The 16,535-nt window shown below is 39.9% G+C and carries 13 protein-coding genes and 1 pseudogene; 8 read left to right on the forward strand and 6 right to left on the reverse strand.

Annotated features, from left to right (window positions below; all coding sequences use genetic code 11):
* Positions 1–7: 7 nt before the first annotated feature.
* Positions 8–3,772: an autotransporter assembly complex protein TamB gene (gene tamB / locus PGX00_RS00390; protein ID WP_272131821.1), complete on the reverse strand. Its 3,765-nt coding sequence runs from the start codon at positions 3,770–3,772 to the stop codon at positions 8–10.
* On the reverse strand, positions 3,769–5,451 hold the full coding sequence (tamA, locus tag PGX00_RS00395) for an autotransporter assembly complex protein TamA (RefSeq protein WP_272137866.1): 1,683 nt from the start codon (positions 5,449–5,451) through the stop codon (positions 3,769–3,771). The genes tamB and tamA overlap by 4 nt, the downstream gene beginning before the upstream one ends.
* A 283-nt stretch (positions 5,452–5,734) precedes the next feature.
* On the opposite strand from tamA, the gene msrA reads away from it, so the two are divergent.
* Complete coding sequence (gene msrA / locus PGX00_RS00400) at positions 5,735–6,367, forward strand: peptide-methionine (S)-S-oxide reductase MsrA (RefSeq protein WP_272131822.1); 633 nt, start codon at positions 5,735–5,737, stop codon at positions 6,365–6,367.
* 4 nt (positions 6,368–6,371) lie between these two features.
* On the opposite strand, the gene PGX00_RS00405 is transcribed toward msrA, so the two are convergent.
* Complete coding sequence (locus tag PGX00_RS00405; protein ID WP_272131823.1) at positions 6,372–6,581, reverse strand: DUF1107 family protein; 210 nt, start codon at positions 6,579–6,581, stop codon at positions 6,372–6,374.
* Between the two features lie 268 nt (positions 6,582–6,849).
* Between PGX00_RS00405 and PGX00_RS00410 the strand changes: the two genes are divergently transcribed.
* From PGX00_RS00410 to PGX00_RS00440, 7 genes are all read left to right on the forward strand, one after another.
* The gene (locus tag PGX00_RS00410; protein WP_272131824.1) at positions 6,850–7,401 is read left to right on the forward strand and encodes a YtfJ family protein; all 552 of its coding nucleotides are present in this window, start codon (positions 6,850–6,852) and stop codon (positions 7,399–7,401) included.
* Between the two features lie 158 nt (positions 7,402–7,559).
* Positions 7,560–7,871, forward strand: a complete 312-nt coding sequence (locus tag PGX00_RS00415; RefSeq protein ID WP_272131825.1) for a DUF2607 family protein — start codon at positions 7,560–7,562, stop codon at positions 7,869–7,871.
* A gap of 45 nt (positions 7,872–7,916) precedes the next feature.
* The gene (gene zrgA / locus PGX00_RS00420) at positions 7,917–8,567 is read left to right on the forward strand and encodes a zinc uptake protein ZrgA (RefSeq protein WP_272131826.1); all 651 of its coding nucleotides are present in this window, start codon (positions 7,917–7,919) and stop codon (positions 8,565–8,567) included.
* A 62-nt stretch (positions 8,568–8,629) separates the two neighbouring features.
* Positions 8,630–9,346: an ABC transporter ATP-binding protein gene (locus tag PGX00_RS00425; RefSeq protein ID WP_272131827.1), complete on the forward strand. Its 717-nt coding sequence runs from the start codon at positions 8,630–8,632 to the stop codon at positions 9,344–9,346.
* Complete coding sequence (locus tag PGX00_RS00430) at positions 9,343–10,602, forward strand: ABC transporter permease (RefSeq protein ID WP_272131828.1); 1,260 nt, start codon at positions 9,343–9,345, stop codon at positions 10,600–10,602. The genes PGX00_RS00425 and PGX00_RS00430 overlap by 4 nt, the downstream gene beginning before the upstream one ends.
* 16 nt (positions 10,603–10,618) lie before the next feature.
* Positions 10,619–11,143, forward strand: a complete 525-nt coding sequence (locus PGX00_RS00435; RefSeq protein WP_272131829.1) for a DUF3299 domain-containing protein — start codon at positions 10,619–10,621, stop codon at positions 11,141–11,143.
* A gap of 471 nt (positions 11,144–11,614) precedes the next feature.
* Positions 11,615–12,517 (forward strand): TIGR03899 family protein, encoded by a 903-nt coding sequence (locus tag PGX00_RS00440; protein ID WP_272131830.1) that lies wholly within the window; start codon positions 11,615–11,617, stop codon positions 12,515–12,517.
* Between the two features lie 16 nt (positions 12,518–12,533).
* Here PGX00_RS00440 and cysC read toward each other — a convergent pair whose 3' ends face one another.
* The 3 genes and pseudogenes from cysC to cysN form a co-directional block, all read right to left on the reverse strand.
* The gene (gene cysC, locus PGX00_RS00445; protein ID WP_272131831.1) at positions 12,534–13,157 is read right to left on the reverse strand and encodes an adenylyl-sulfate kinase; all 624 of its coding nucleotides are present in this window, start codon (positions 13,155–13,157) and stop codon (positions 12,534–12,536) included.
* A 19-nt stretch (positions 13,158–13,176) separates the two neighbouring features.
* Positions 13,177–14,900 (reverse strand): annotated as a pseudogene (locus PGX00_RS00450) (SLC13 family permease).
* A 217-nt stretch (positions 14,901–15,117) separates the two neighbouring features.
* Positions 15,118–16,533, reverse strand: coding sequence for a sulfate adenylyltransferase subunit CysN (cysN, locus tag PGX00_RS00455; protein ID WP_272131832.1), 1,416 nt, complete (start codon positions 16,531–16,533; stop codon positions 15,118–15,120).
* Positions 16,534–16,535 lie beyond the last annotated feature (2 nt).

The raw sequence follows: 16,535 nt of genomic DNA on the forward strand, positions 1-16,535 counted from the left end.
TTACTCCCTAATCAAATTCAAATTGATATAACAGATCAACCGCACTATCTACTCCTGATACTGCCTCTAGATATAAGTCAGTAAATAATTTATACCTAACCGTAAACTCACCAAATGAGTCGAATATACCCACACCGTATTTGACTTGAAGCTCTGGTGTCAGATGACCACTAACCGTTACCTGTGATTCATCTCCAGATCCTGTCGTATCTAACTGTAAATCAGAGACACCAAAGGTTTCTCCTATTTGTCCTACCAACTGCCCACTTTTAGCCAAACTCAGCCCAATTAAGGCGGTTGTCATACTATTTCCACCAGATGTACTATCAAGATCTTGGCCTCTTAATAAATACGAAAGCGCATTCTGCTGAGGCATAGCAGGATCAGAATAGACCTCAATGGATGGTTCATTTGCAGGTCCCGTAACTCGAATACCCACAACCACATCATCTTGTGTATTGTCTGGATTCCGTATTGCGTCAATTGCCAAATAAGGCTGATCAGGAGGCCCATTCATTAACACTTTACCTTCATCTATGATTAAGTCTTGACCAAAAGAGCGATAAGCGCCATTTATGACCTCAATTTCTCCAACAATAAACGGCCCTTTATCTTTCTGGGTAACATTTAACTTACCGACTAATTCACCCTCTAAACCGAAGGCTGATAACTTAAAGTCATCGCCTATATGAATATTTACGTGGGTCTCTATCTCAAAAGGTAGTTCTGTATTACTTTCCTCAGGCTCTAAGTCTTTATTCAAAATGACTTCATCAGAGGAAACACTAACCGCACTGGACGGCAGTTCTTCCACGGCAATTCTTCCCCAAGGTAAATAAATATCTCCATCAATTTTAGCCCGTTTTGGAGAGACAGCTATCTGCATATCGGGCTTAACCTTTACTTGAACCATTGGAGGTGCGCTAACACTCAACTCTTCTGCAAATACTTTTACATTGGCTGCCCAGGCTGATAAATCTTCCCAATTAGCATCACCATCAAGTTGTAATACCCCATCTGGCGTTTCTATATCCGCGTTTAATAAGGCGTTATAACCAGAAAAATCGATTTCAACTTTACCAAAATTAACTTCAACAGGAGTGACATCTCCAAGAGCGACAATATCGTCAATGACAAATTGTCCATTAACTTTCGGGTGCTTAACTGGCCCAGAAATCTTTATGTCAGAATTTATCTCTGCATTTAACTTACCGTACTCACCAATTAAAGGCTCAATCATATCCAAGTTTATTTGATCTAAAATGATCTGAGCGTCCAGTCCTTGGTGTGTTGTGTGAACATCCTCAACCAACAGGGTGCCTTTAATATCACCATTATTGGCGATATCAAACATCCAATCGGCCGTTAACTTATTTTTATGTAATTGGGCATTAAGTGAAACGGCATTCCACGTTAATTCAATAGGTTGCTCAACCTGTTGAGTTAACTTGCCTGTTGGTAATGATACCTTTAATTCAACATCTGGTGCTTTATCAGGAGCCCAGCTCGCCCATGCTTGCGCATTAACACGGCCATCGATATGAGTCTCTTTGGGAATAAACATCTCTATCTGACTAAACGTGAAATTTTGTACTTCTAGATGCGCTTCACCAGACTGACCACCGATAAGATCTTTAGTTAAACAGATCTTCGAGTTGGCTTGTATCCAGCAATGTGCCTGAACATCAACTATCTGACTATCAATAATAAAGCCAAGAGCGACTGGTTGCTCAATCTGCCATGTACCTTGTTCCGCAGATAAATCAGCTCTATCTAACGTTCCTTTCCAAGCTAATTCAGGGGCCTCATTCAAGCTACCATTAATATGAAAATTTGTTTTAATTACATCAGACAGAACATCAAGACTGAGTTGGTGCTCTTTCTGAGAGCCAATAAACGAAAGGGCTACCGAATCGATAAGAGTGCCATCATACCGTAGGTTATCTATCTTCAGTTCAAGTTTGCCAGCGGGAGCCGGTAATGGTGTTAAATCACTAGACAACTTGATATTAGATATGGTCGCCATGTCTAGATAGGCGAGCTCTTTTACTGAAAGATCCGTTAGAATTTCCGGTGTTTTAAGATCACCGCGCATAGCGATTTGACCAACAAGACTACCCTCTACATCAGGGAAAGACTTAGCTATATCAGGAAAATCAATATGGGTATCAAGATTCCATTTCTTATCCAACTCCCCAGATACATTGATACTATTAGAGCCGTGCTTAACAGACACTCCATTCGTCACTAGTTTAAGATCACCTGTTCCTTTCTGGTCGCTAGCAAACAATTCGCCTTCAATATTCAGAGGATACTCCCTTACAACCCCTTCAATATCGAAAATAGGCAGTTCCACTTGCCAACCACCTGAATCCAGTAACTTTCCGGTAGTCGTTAGGGAACCATTTATAACACCCTCTGCTTGTTTCCACTCCAATCCAGGTTGAATATTTAGTAAGTTTAGGTTCGCTTGCCAATTAATAGGGGACTGCCAATTTGCCATTACCTGACCGGAGACCTCACCACCTAGTGCCTTAAGCATCATAGATTCTAGTGAAATTTGGTTTAAATCCCCCTTGCCTTTTATAGCAAGATCGAGCTTTGGAATGTCATTGCCATCAAGAATGGTGTCAACATCTAGCTGGTAACCTTGTAATGACCCACTAGCATTAATATGGTTAATCTCTGCTGTATAATCCGCAGTACCTGTTAGTGGCCACTGAACAGAGCCATTTTTTAATGCAATATCAAAAGGAAGTTCAGGTTTAAGCGGCTCAATACGCCCCTTTAACAAGGCTTCAATCAAACCAGTAAACTGGGCGTCGACCTCTAAGTCCGCAACACTACCTGTCGCACTTAAACTCAGATTTTGCCCTTTAATATCCGTCTGTTTGACTAAAGCCGAGGCCGTTAAAGTTAGCGGATAGTCACCTTCCAATTCTATTTTAGATTTAAGTTCAACGTCAGCTTGAGGTATGTCTAATATAAGTTTTCTTACATCCACCTCATATCCTTGCACATGAGTAGACAAACCAAGATGATTTACAATAACAGGCGTTTCACCTGTTAGGTTGAACTGATGTATATCGAACTGTTCTAAGTCTATCTCTAAAGGGATCATGACATCAGGTAGTGTAATGGCTTGTTTTTCTTGATCCGAATCCGTCGTTTCTTTTAAGGGTTCCACTTCTTCAGCAACTTCAGCCAACTCGACCTTAACATGCTCAAAGAGTGTTGGTTGAATAGTTAACTTGCTACCACTCATTCCCATTTTAGTGGTAAAGGTTTTCCAATTAATTTTGTTGCCCAATATATTCAGATTAATATCGGTCAACGACACATCACCAAGATAAACCGGCAGAGGCAATTGAAATTCTGTTAAAGGTTCTGACGTTTCAGCAGGTGTCACTTCATTTGAAGGAGGTAGTGCCGTAAGAGCAAAATCTAGACCATCGATTTTTAACTGTTCAATACACACCGACGGAGTAAAAAAACAATCAGGCTTGATAGCGATTGAAATCTCTCTACTGTTTGCGTCTATATGATAATCATTTGATTTAAATGCCACATCAAACAAGGAGAATTGTGGAAGAATTGCCCCTTCTGCCTTGTGTATTTTCAGTTCAGGCAATGCGTTCTGTGCTCCCCAAAGGACAGTATTAAGTCCAGTATTAGTGAACAAAAGACCTAGCAAAAGTAACAAAGTAAGTAATAAGAGCCCAAAGACACTTAGCAATAACCTTATTGTCCATTTGATCACCATCTTTCTCATAACTCAGGCCCCAATGCAAAATGAACTCGAAACTGATCCCCACTATCTTCAGCGAGCCCCCAAGCTAGATCAAATCTAATTGGCCCCACTGGAGAAGCCCAGCGAACACCAAAGCCAGTACCCACTTTTGCCTCTGGTGTAGCGCTCCATGCATCGCCAACATCGACAAATGTCGCTAACCACCAGTCACCTTTTATTCGATATTGGTATTCAAGTGAGCTCGTTGCCATGTATTTTGCCCCTATTAAATAACCAGTATCGTCTGTAGGAGAAATAGATTCATAACCGTATCCACGAAGGCTATTATCACCACCGGCAAAAAAACGAATAGAGGGTGGTACATCAAGAATATCTTCAACAAAGTTAGCAGATAAGTCGATGCGCGCTAACCCACGATGATTATTTCCCAAGCTATTGATCCAAGCAGAACGAGTTTGTATTCGAAGCATGCGAGCCCTGGATACGACACTTTCATCGGCCACTTCAAAACTAACCGAATACTTATTACCAGTTCTAGGCATAGGCCCCCCAGAGGTTCTCGTGCGAGAAAACGATATTCCTGGGATAATCATTTTTATATCGTCATCTTGGGAGCCTTGAGTAAAGTCTTCATGTAGATACTTCAAAAATACGTTTCTATGCCAACCACTCTCCAACTGCCAATGCCTTTCAACAACCGTGCTCAGCTCTAAACTATCAGTATCAAGGCTATCTTCATTCTTCATACCGTATTGGATGCGATAGTACTCATTAAGAACATCTTCTAAAGGTATTTTGTAGCCGAAAACAATCGTTTGTTCTGGAGACGAGAGCGATAAACTAGAGTCAAAGCTATGCCCATAAGTGTTAACCCACGGCTTATTCCACTTCAATGTTCCTCTGATACCAACATCTGTCGAGTAACCAATACCCGTTTCTATCTTATTTTTAGATTGAGGAGAAAGATCAACTTCCATTGGCAGCATTTTATCTGGCCCCACATTACTCAAATCTGGTTTGACAAAAACAGAAGAAAACCACTCTGTATTAGATAGGCGTTGATTAAGCAAGCCAACATCTGAAGCTAAGTATGGCTTTCCTTCTTCATAAGGTATAAGAGACCGAACTTTATCTTGCTCTATTTGACTTCCTACAATAGTAGTTTTACCAAAATTATATCGAATTCCACTATCATAATGCAGTCGGATAAAGGCCCTATTTAAATCAGGAGCTACTTCCAGTGCTGTTTTTGTAAAGTCCCCATCAAAGTATCCTTTTGATACAGCCAAGTTTCGAATACTTGTTTTAAGTGCGTCGTATTTACCGTGGTCTAACACACTCTGTTCCACCAAACCAGATTTATCAATAAGAGACTGAAATTGGGTATCTTGTTTCGCTCCACCATCTAATACAATATCAACAACCTCTATCAATACTGGCGGACCTTGTTCAACCTGAACGGTCATCGTTTTCTCATCTTCAGAGATGAGAAAGGTCATTTCTGGTTGATAGTAACCAAGAGCCTTAAGCGATGTAACAATGGTATCTTGAAGACGAGATTGGAAACGAAGCGACGTGGAGTAATCTTGTTCAGAAATGGCAGAAACATAGACGTCAGTATTTTCTTTAAGCGCCCCTTCTAAGCCTTCAATATTTAAAGCAATGCTTGCCCATGCACCCTTGCTTAATAGCAACAACATAAACCAAGCAGTAACTAATACTCTCGTTAATTTAGCATATTGAAACACAGACTGAAGAGAACCTTTTTGCGGTGAAATATCCTTATTAAGTAAAGCTTAACTCATAATGAATCAACGTTATACACAAGTGTTATCAAGATGTCAGATGCTGTGCATTATTAGATCATCAATAGCTAACACTTTTGTTATATAAGCATTTGTTTGTGGTTAGCTTATATCGATATAAACGAAAAGCAATAATCCTTTATACTCACCTTATGCGACAAATTGAGGAACAAATTTCATGCAAAAAAAACAAGTAGAAGTAACAAGTAATACAGCATTAAAAGGTCGTTCAACACCTATATACATTACCGAAAAACATGTTGTTAATGGCACCGACCTCACCGCTGAAGTCCCTAGCGGCTATGAAGAGATCATTCTAGGGTTAGGCTGTTTTTGGGGAGCAGAACGTCTTTTTTGGCAACTGGAAGGCGTCCATTCGACATCAGTGGGTTACAGTGGTGGCTATACAAAAAACCCGACCTATGAAGAAGTATGTTCTGGTAATACAGGACACACAGAGGTGGTTCGAGTGATATTCGATCCGAGCCTTATCGATTTAACACAACTACTTCGCTATTTTTGGGAAAAACACGATCCTACTCAAGGTATGCGTCAAGGCAACGATCTTGGTACACAGTATCGTTCAGCAATATATACCTTTAATGATAGTCAGTTAAAGGTAGCTCAAGAGAGTAAGTCTATATACCAAGCCGCGTTAACAGAGCAAAAAAGAGAACAAATAACCACAGAAATAACCGCAGCTGGGGATTACTATTTTGCAGAAACCTATCATCAACAGTATTTAGCTAGAAACCCAAATGGATATTGTGGGTTGGGTGGAACAGGTATCTGTTTTCCACCAAATCTATAACGACTTATAGTGCTGACACAGTCAGGTTATCGATAGTAAAATTCACCTCTTTCATTATCGATAACTTTTTCTTATCGTCTAAATCCGGAAGTAGCACCCTTCCGCTATCAAAATAAAATATCCCAACCCCTTCAATAGTAAACTCACCCTTAAAGAGGGTTTTAACAAAACGTGCCACTTGAAGTGGGCGATAGGTGGAAAAAACTCGTAGCATGATAACCAACATTTCCTTTGTTTATATAAACCCTTCGCGTATGAACAACTCAACTTTCTAATCGAACGGAAAAACACGAAAAATTTATTTATTGGGCACTAAAATGCAACTTTGAAGCCAAGTTCAAAAAAATCACCTCCATTTTTTATTTTTTCTACTACTCTATGTATACCTAACATGGCTCAAGCCTCAAGGCTAACGAGCCTATGTTTAGGAAAATAAACCCTAATTTAATAAAGGGTTAAGATAAATCAAAAGGATTATAGAAATGAAAGTAAAGTCTCTCACTGCATTAATATTGTGCACCTCACCAATATTGGGCTTCGCGCACAATATTTCCTTAGAAACAACGGTACCGAATGTGGTTATCGCCAAACACGGCGAGATTTTTGTAGAAAACGAAAATATTGTTTATAAAGAATGGGATAGTAGCAGCCTACCGAATAAAGTCAGAGTTGTTCAGGCTATTGCAGGCAGAACAAGCGCCAAAAAAATGAATGCCGATTTGATGACGGCTATCACCGCGTCAAAATTTCCAGCTAATCAATATCAAACAACAACCATAATTAATCAAGATGATGCGATATGGGGGACAGGATCATTTGTGAAGTCTTCTGCTGAAGATACAAAAGCAGAATTTCCATGGTCTTCTATTATCTTGGACAAAGATGGCTCTGTGGCAAAATCTTGGCAGTTACAAGAAGAAAGCTCGGCCATTATTGTATTGAACAAAGATGGCAATGTACTCTTTGTAAAAGAAGGTATTCTTACAAAAGATGAAATAGATCAAGTGATTAATCTAGTTTCAGCCAACCTGTAACCTCTTGTTCATCTTGCAATGTAAAAATGACGCTATTGGCGTCATTTTTATTTACTGCCTCATATTTGGGCTCAATAATGTTAAACATCCATAATTTCCTTGCAGAGTAATTGTTATATTATTACATTTAGCCTTTAGATACCCAATTAATAGCGAATATGAACACACAGCTAACAGGTTACTGTCGCCTTACATCAACAAGGTTAACCTCAATAGTCTTAGTACTTGTACTATGGACCGGCTTTGCGTTCATCGAACATCAACTTGATTTTGATGAAACTCATCACGAGAACCACCACTGTCAATTATTTTCAAGCTCTAGTCATGCTATTACATCAACATTTATCACCTTACCCATTATTGTTCAGAAGTATTTGAACACAACAATTTACACTGTTATTACGACTATTAAGGCCTTGCCCATAAAAAAGGCACGTGCACCACCTAAACCTCAATTAACACTTAGCTAATTGGTTACAGACCGTTCATTAATTAAACATTGAGGTACATCATTCATGCAACGTATATTTAAGTTATCACTACTATCAGCACTCGTTTTATCCGCCTCGACGCACGCGGAAGAAGCCTTTCGCCAACACGATGCGCACCAACATGGTCATGTAGAATTTAATATGGCTCAAGACGAAAACGAATTTTTGGTCGAAATTACCGCTCCTGGTTCCGATATCGTAGGCTTTGAACACGCACCAGAAAACGAACAACAGCATCAAATGATTGAAGAATCAGAGCAACTATTAAAACAAGCAGAACGCATCTTAGTTCTTCCCTCTAATGCAGAATGTAAGATAAAAAACATCAATGTTAGCAATACGTTTGAGACAGAAGAACACCATGATGGGCACGACGAGCATGATGAGCATGATGAGCATGATGAGCATGAACATGATGAATCCCATGACCATGACCATGACCATGACCATGACCATGAAAGCATGAGCACTGAACATGACCATGAAAAAAGTGGCCATGGGGAATTTACTGTAGAATATCATTATGATTGTGGCGATATCAGCAAGCTGCAGCAGATTGAAACAACTTGGTTTGTTCACTTTTCTAAAACAGAAAAAATTAGCGTTAATTTATTAACGGATAGCAGCCAAAAAGCACTAGAGTTGAACCCAAGCAACAACCTTATTCAGTTTTAGCCTATAGGGGGCTACATGGTTCTTATAGTGTAGCTTCCTAAATCACTGCAATGGAACGAACAATGAACCAACTAAACAACGTGGTTTCCTTATCGCAGATAAGTTATACCTGGGCAGAAGATGCGATACCCACTTTACAGTTCGATCACTTAGAGATAAATCAAAGTGAGCACGTATTTATTAAAGGCCCAAGTGGAAGTGGTAAATCAACCCTGCTAGGTTTGCTGACAGGCATAATCACTCCACAGAGTGGTAAAGTTCAAATTCTAAATACCGATCTTGCCTCGTTAAAACAAAATCAGAGAGATAAGTTTAGAGCCGATCATATCGGATATATTTTTCAACAATTTAACCTGCTTCCTTACTTATCGATGGTTGAAAATGTCATCTTACCTTGTCATTTTTCAAACATGAGAAAAAAGAAAGTAGACGGTGAACTAAGGGAAACTGCAATCGAGTTACTCAAACGTTTACATTTAGATGAGAAGCTACTAAATAAACCTATTGTTGAATTAAGCATCGGCCAACAACAGCGAGTAGCCGCCGCTAGAGCGCTCATTGGACGCCCGGAACTACTGATAGCCGATGAACCGACATCTTCATTAGACTTTGATAATAGAACCTCCTTTATTGAGCTGCTTATGGAAGAAGCAGAACTGGCCAAGTCTACGCTTGTATTTGTCAGTCACGATCCAACACTTGAATCGATGTTCGACCGAAGCATTCAACTCAACGAACTCAATAAAAAAGCATTAACACACTCCAAGGAGAGCAAATGAAAACCACCGCTCACTTAGCTTGGAAGAGCCTTACCAATAGAAAGGCCACTGCGATACTTACCATATTAACCGTCGCTATTTCTGTCATTTTACTGATGGGTGTGGAACGAATTCGTACTCAAGCAAAAAGTAGTTTCGCCAATACAATATCAAGTACAGACTTAATCGTAGGTGCTCGCTCTGGATCTGTGAACCTACTCCTTTATTCTGTTTTTCGTATCGGTAACGCTACCGCTAATATCGATTGGAAAAGCTTTGAAGAGTTTAGCCAAGAACGCTCCGTTGAATGGGCAATTCCTATTTCTCTTGGAGATTCGCATAAAGGCTTTAGAGTCATGGGAACCAATCAAGACTATTTCAGCTATTTTAGATATGGTAAAAAACAACCTCTAGAATTTAGCCAAGGAAAACCATTTGAATCATTGTTTGAAACCGTAATTGGTTCCGACGTTGCTAAAGAGCTAGGCTATAAGGTTGGCAGTGAGATAATCATCGCTCACGGGATTAGCGATGTGGCTTTTAGTCGACACGACAACATTCCATTTAAGGTTGTCGGTATATTTGAACCCACTGGCACCCCAGTAGATAAAACCGTACATGTGTCATTGCAAGCAATAGAGGCCATTCACGTTGGTTGGGAATCTGGGGCGAACTTAGGCAATAATCCTGATGCTGAGTCGTTAAAAGAGCGAGAATTTCATCCCAAACAAATAACCGCCTTTATGCTCGGATTGAAATCTAAAATTCACACATTTGCCTTACAACGGAAAATAAATACCTATAGAAAAGAACCTCTAAGTGCAATTTTACCCGGAATTGCGCTACATGAACTATGGGGCATGATGTCTGTCGCTGAAAAAGCCTTAATGGCTGTATCTGGTTTTGTGGTCGTGGCAGGTCTGCTTGGCATGCTCAGTAGCTTACTGACTAGCTTACAAGAACGACGTCGAGAAATGGCCATCTTAAGAGCAATGGGAGCACGGCCGAGACACATATTTATATTACTGATAAGTGAGGCTAGCGTATTAACCTTTGTTGGCATCGTTACGGGTGTATTGGGTATGTATTTTCTGCTCGCCATTGCTCAACCAATCATTCAGCAACTTTATGGGGTCAATGTTGAGCTTTCAATGATCAGTGCATACGAGTGGATGTTGCTAGGTCTTGTTCAACTTGCAGGTATCATTATCGGCTTTATTCCTGCATTTAGTGCTTATCGCCAGTCATTGGCAGATGGCATGACAATACGAATATAAAAACTATGGATAAAATATGAAAAATTTAGCGTTAATTGTCAGTTTATTGAGTGTATTTCTAATACCACATCACGCCCTTGCTTCAAGTGAAAATAGCGCACTAAAACCATCAGATATATTGCAATTAGAATGGATAGATTTGATACCAGAAAATGAAAGAAATCTGGTGAATAGTGTAGGCATGCCATTGCAATTAGATCACGATATAGATACACCTGAACAATCTAAATTAGGAGGGGTTAGACAAGAGCTGAACGGAAGCATAGTAAAGATTCCAGGCTTTGTGATTCCACTTGAAGGGGATGAAAATAGGGTCACTGAATTCATGCTTGTTCCGTTCTTAGGTGCCTGTATTCATGTACCCCCACCCCCACCAAACCAATTAATTTATGTGCGTTTTAAAGGCGGAGCTCCGGTACAAGAGCTTTGGGATGTCGTCTATATCGTAGGGGAACTAAAAACCGAAACCGTCAGTCATGAGTTAGCAGAAGTAGGTTATGTCATTGAAGGAATGGCCGTTGAAGTTTATGACGACCAATAATCCGAGAGATTAACAGGCTTAATTGGCTTATCTTTTAAAAACCTAACGCTGTGCTAAAGTAAAAAGTTAGATAGATAAGCCAATACAGCTACATATAGGAAAAAAAGTAGCGCTGCAGATAGCTGTCTTTTAAATTTATTATGGTCTGACTGTGCCATATTGCACCCCATGCAACTTAACAAATTTAACAAATTATTATCAAATAATATCAGATAACATTAAAAAAACGAATCAAAGAGTAAGTATCTATCGGGATAACCATTCAAAAACCTGACAAATGACAAACTTATCCTTAATAAATTATTAGTTTTGAATGTTTCAACAGCAGATCCAATACCAATAACTCACCAATTTAACCTTCTTCACTCAAATTATCGGTAATCGATGCTCAAGCATTGAACCAAATCAGTAGCATCTTATGCAATAACACGCTACATTTTTACCGACTATATTGAGATAGGATTTCGTGGCATGGCAGAACAAAGAGCACCCATTACTATAGAACAAAGTGAGTCGAGTAGTAGTAATAGCCACTCAAAAAAGAAATCTGGCTATATTAAAGACAGTGCGAGCCGAGTAGCGAGCATAGCTGAGACCTATGGGCTAGGTGAGCTAATACATTCTAGTCCAACACGTAAATCCGTCTTAGAAAGGGCGTTAGCTAGAGATAAGCAACAGCGAGAACAAAGACAAAAAAACTTGGAGAAAATCATCAAGTTTTCCCATTCATTTTGCAATGATGAAACCGCAGGTGATCCAGACCAAGATTGGCTTAATCGATTTTTTGATATGGCTCAGGACATCCATAATAGCTCAATGCAAAGACTCTGGGCTCAGATTCTAAAACTTGAAGTGACTAACCCAGGCTCTACGTCAGTGAAAGCCCTACAAATATTAAAAGATATGACCCCAAAAGAAGCTCAATATTTACAAAAAGCCGCTTCATTAGCATGCAGTTTTGGTGGTGAACATTCTAAGAAATTATTAATTGGCTTTCGTACCCAAAGTGGCCTATTTAGCTTTACCAAAAGAGATATAGAAGAAACTATCAACTTAGGTAGTTACCAGCTCCCTTATTCTAGCATTCTACTCTTGATTGAATTGGGATTGGTTATTGGGACTGAATTAGAATCTGGTGAAATAGAATTTGATCCTGCACTTATGATTGATTATCAAGGAAAAAAGATCTCATTACAGCCAATGAGCAAAGGCTCTCGCTTGCTTTATTACCGCTTAAGCCCAGTAGGAAATGAGTTATGTAAACTTCTAGGCAATAAACCAAACATGAAATATTTTGATCGTGTTGTTGGTTTATTGAGCCAGAAGTTTACCGTTCAAACCGAAGTGAAAGGAACGATTGATCAAGTTGTTTAAACGAAAACATACGAAATCAAGAAGTGATGACCCCTCTTTGCCGCAATGCGGTTAAACAGATGTCGACTAAAACACTTACCTCATTGTCGCCTGCTGGTAAGTTAATTTCTGGCTGTAGCGGTTGTTCGTAATCGGAATCAATCCCAGTAAAATTTTTAATTTCGCCAGCTCTCGCCTTTTTATATAACCCCTTAGGATCTCTTTGTTCACATACCTCAATTGGCGTATTAACAAACACTTCCAAGAAATCACTTTCGGGTAACAGCTCTCTCACCATCTTGCGCTCTTCTCTATATGGGGAGATGAAAGCTGATAAAACGATTAATCCAGCATCCGCCATAAGCTTGCAAAGTTCACCTACCCGGCGAATATTTTCTTTTCTATCTTGCTCGGAGAAACTTAAATCTTTGCACAAACCATGACGAACATTGTCACCATCAAGTAGATAAGTATGAAAACCCAACTCTGTTAGTACATTCTCCAACGCGCCTGCAACTGTCGATTTTCCAGAACCAGATAGCCCAGTAAACCAGAGCACAACCGGCTTCTGTTTCTTAAGCTTAGAGCGAGTCTCTTTATTCACAGTATGTTGGTGCCATACAATATTATTCTCTTGAGTCGACATGCTTTTTTCTGCCATGCGAAAATAACTCCTTAAATTAAAATGGGAAAAAATGGGGAATTAACGTTAATACTAAAACCGAGTAAACCACGGAGATAGGAATACCAACTCGTATGTAATCACGAATGCGGTAGTTACCAACGCTATACACTAATAAATTGGTTTGATAACCATAAGGAGAGACAAAACTCGCACTGGCTCCAAACAATACCGCCATTATAAAAGGCATCGGATCAACGCCATAACCGAGTGCTATGCTATAACCCAATGGAAAGGATAGCGCTGCGGCCGCGTTATTAGTAATAAGTTCAGTAAGGAGAAGCGTAACAAAGTAAGTTGCAACTAGAGCCCCAAAAACCCCCCAACCATTAAGTGCCTGAATAAAAAAATCGCCCATCCTAGTTGATAATCCAGATGACAACATCAATTCTGCAATAGTCAAAGCTGAACCAACGATAACGACAATATCCATCGGAAAGCGTCGACGCAATTCGATTACACTCACAATACCTAGCAATAACAACCCAAATAAATAAACGGCCAATCCTTTAATCATTGGCACAATATCTAGCAGGGCTAAACCAATGACAAAAGCAAAACCAATCAACACAATGTTGGATTTACTTAAATCAAGTTTAGCGCTTGAATCGAGATCATTAACCAATAAAAACTCTCGATTATGACGGCGTACTTCATGTTCAAACCGTTTCCCAGGGACGATGATAAGCGTATCACCTGCCGCTAGTTTAATTTTGCCTAAACCTCCTTCCAATCTCTCATGACCTCTTCTAACAGCAACAACCACCGCATCAAAACGGTCTCTAAACTGGCTTGAGATAAGCGTTTTATTACATAGAGAGGCTGAAGAGCTAACAACAACTTCAAGTAGGTTTTGACCGTTCAGGTGGTGCTGCCCAAATAGGGTGATACCTTTGATTTCTTGCAATGTAGCAACACTTTCGACGTCTCCGCAAAACATCAACCTATCTCGAGCCTGCAATACGAAATCCGGCGTTATCGAAGTAATAACGTGTCCATCTCGAATTACCTCAGCCAAAAAAGCTTACGAAGTGCCCTTAACCCGTTTTCAGAAATCGTTCGGCCAACTAAAGGAGATCCAGCTTCTACTCTAGCTTCAAGGAAATAAGGCAGGTCGTCTTGATTTTGAATGTCATTGTTTGGGAGTAAATAGCTAAGAGGGACAAGAATAACTAGTCCACCAAAGAGTACCGCTAATCCAATCATCGTTGGCTCAAAAAAACCGAGACTTGGTAAACCCACATTTTCAACAAAACTGTTAATTATTAGATTGGTCGAAGTACCTATTAACGTTAACGTCCCTCCAAGAATAGCAGTATAAGAGAGAGGGATTAATAGCTTAGATGGTGGATGCTGTGGGTTACGCTTAATGGCTCCAATTAAAGCCACCACGACAGCTGTATTATTTGTGAATGACGAAAGTATCGCTGTAGAAAGACCTAACTTTGCAACAACGATGCCCAATTTACCTTCAGAAATATGATAACTCACCCAACTAATCAAGCGAGTTTTTTCAAGAGCACAAGAAACAAGGACAAGTAAAACCAAAGTTAGTAACGAAGAATTAGTGAAATTATTCGCAATACTTTCTAACTCTATCCTGCCCGTAATAAAGGCGATAAATGCTGCCCCAGAAAAAATAAAACTGGGCTTGATCTTAGTCCATAGCAAACATGCGACAACGCCGACTAATAAAGCAAAAATAAAGCCTTGTTCCCACATAATCTATCCTTGAAATAGAAAAATTAATTCTATGAACTAACGTTAAATTACCGCTAATACCTTATGTAACAAATCGTCATCCCTACGAAAGTAAATGCCGTTCGTCTAGTACCCAACCCACCCGCCATTCCCTTGAAAACGGGAATCTGAGTGGATTGAGATCTCCACTTTCGTGGAGATGACGTAGTTTCTCGTGGGACGATAAGCTTTGATCTCCCTAAATTTTCGCATCCCAAGATGGGAAATATTTAAGAATGAGCGCTTTAAGCTCTTGCTCAAACGCATTGATATCTCCAGCATTAGAAGACTCGTTTTTCTGATCCAAACGCTCTCGAACAAGACCAGCACCAACCGTAACATTGGTCAATCTATCGATAATGATAAAACCACCAGTATCCGGGCTATCAATGTACTTATCGATTGCAATGGTTTCAGTAAGTGACCACTCACATTGCGCTATTCCGTTTAAGGGAATAGATGTCGTATCAAAACGAGAGAGATTATTTACATCATATTGATGGCGAATAACGTCAACTTGACCTAGCGTTTTTTTGCCTGCAATTTTTATATCGTATTGACGGCCTAATTTAAGCGGCTCTTCGGTCATCCAAACGATATCAGCTAATACATGATTAGATGACTCGATTGCAGCCCCATCTGATACAAGTAAGTCACCACGGCTAATATCTATTTCGTCTTCTAACGTAAGCGTAATAGCTTGACCGGCGTAGGCTGTATCTAAGTCACCATCGAACGTGACAATTCGGGATACTTTAGACACCTTACCTGAAGGCAGTGCCTTTATTTCATCACCAACAGAAATAGATCCCGAAGCCAACGTTCCTGCAAAGCCTCTAAAGTCAAGGTTAGGGCGATTCACGTACTGAACAGGAAAACGAAATTCCGCACTGCCTGTTTGCAGGGAGAGATCCACATTTTCTAACAGTGAAAGAAGAGATTCCCCTTTATACCAAGACATTTCATCGCTGATATCTACAACGTTGTCTCCTTCAAGGGCAGATAGCGGCAATATCTTAATATTCACGTCACTTTTTAATTTTTCAGAAAACGCCAAATATTCTGCCTTTATCTCTTCAAATCTTTGCTCTGAATACTCAACGAGATCCATCTTATTGACCGCTACTATGAAATGTTTAATTCCTAGCAAGCTGGCAATAAAGGAATGTCGACGGGTTTGGTCCAGAACACCTTTACGTGCATCGACCAAAATAACGGCAACATCACATGTAGACGCACCAGTAGCCATATTGCGCGTGTACTGCTCATGTCCAGGTGTATCTGCAATTATAAATTTACGTTTTTGGGTAGAGAAATAACGATACGCTACATCTATCGTTATCCCTTGCTCTCTCTCCGCTTGAAGCCCGTCAACTAGTAGGGCTAGGTCAGGCCTTTCACCTGTAGTGCCAACACGTTGGCTATCCGAATGGACGGCAGCTAACTGATCTTCATATATCTGTTTTGAATCATGGAGCAAACGTCCAATCAAAGTGCTTTTTCCATCGTCCACAGAACCACAGGTTAAGAAACGTAGTAAGGACTTGTGTTGATGTTCGTTCAGGTATCCTTCGATACCTAGCTCTGATAGTTGAGCTTCTACTGCGCTGTTCATAT

Origin of the sequence: Vibrio algarum, assembly GCF_028204155.1 — a bacterium.
In the GTDB taxonomy this organism is placed as follows: domain Bacteria; phylum Pseudomonadota; class Gammaproteobacteria; order Enterobacterales; family Vibrionaceae; genus Vibrio; species Vibrio algarum.

What these genes read in the sequence shown, in the direction of transcription:
- tamB (WP_272131821.1), bottom strand. Translation starts at nt 3,772, where the DNA reads ATGAGAAAGATGGTGATCAAATGGACAATAAGGTTATTGCTAAGTGTC.
- tamA (WP_272137866.1), bottom strand. Translation starts at nt 5,451, where the DNA reads ATGTTGTTGCTATTAAGCAAGGGTGCATGGGCAAGCATTGCTTTAAAT.
- msrA (WP_272131822.1), top strand. Translation starts at nt 5,735, where the DNA reads ATGCAAAAAAAACAAGTAGAAGTAACAAGTAATACAGCATTAAAAGGT.
- PGX00_RS00405 (WP_272131823.1), bottom strand. Translation starts at nt 6,581, where the DNA reads ATGCTACGAGTTTTTTCCACCTATCGCCCACTTCAAGTGGCACGTTTT.
- PGX00_RS00410 (WP_272131824.1), top strand. Translation starts at nt 6,850, where the DNA reads ATGAAAGTAAAGTCTCTCACTGCATTAATATTGTGCACCTCACCAATA.
- PGX00_RS00415 (WP_272131825.1), top strand. Translation starts at nt 7,560, where the DNA reads ATGAACACACAGCTAACAGGTTACTGTCGCCTTACATCAACAAGGTTA.
- zrgA (WP_272131826.1), top strand. Translation starts at nt 7,917, where the DNA reads ATGCAACGTATATTTAAGTTATCACTACTATCAGCACTCGTTTTATCC.
- PGX00_RS00425 (WP_272131827.1), top strand. Translation starts at nt 8,630, where the DNA reads ATGAACCAACTAAACAACGTGGTTTCCTTATCGCAGATAAGTTATACC.
- PGX00_RS00430 (WP_272131828.1), top strand. Translation starts at nt 9,343, where the DNA reads ATGAAAACCACCGCTCACTTAGCTTGGAAGAGCCTTACCAATAGAAAG.
- PGX00_RS00435 (WP_272131829.1), top strand. Translation starts at nt 10,619, where the DNA reads ATGAAAAATTTAGCGTTAATTGTCAGTTTATTGAGTGTATTTCTAATA.
- PGX00_RS00440 (WP_272131830.1), top strand. Translation starts at nt 11,615, where the DNA reads ATGGCAGAACAAAGAGCACCCATTACTATAGAACAAAGTGAGTCGAGT.
- cysC (WP_272131831.1), bottom strand. Translation starts at nt 13,157, where the DNA reads ATGGCAGAAAAAAGCATGTCGACTCAAGAGAATAATATTGTATGGCAC.
- cysN (WP_272131832.1), bottom strand. Translation starts at nt 16,533, where the DNA reads ATGAACAGCGCAGTAGAAGCTCAACTATCAGAGCTAGGTATCGAAGGA.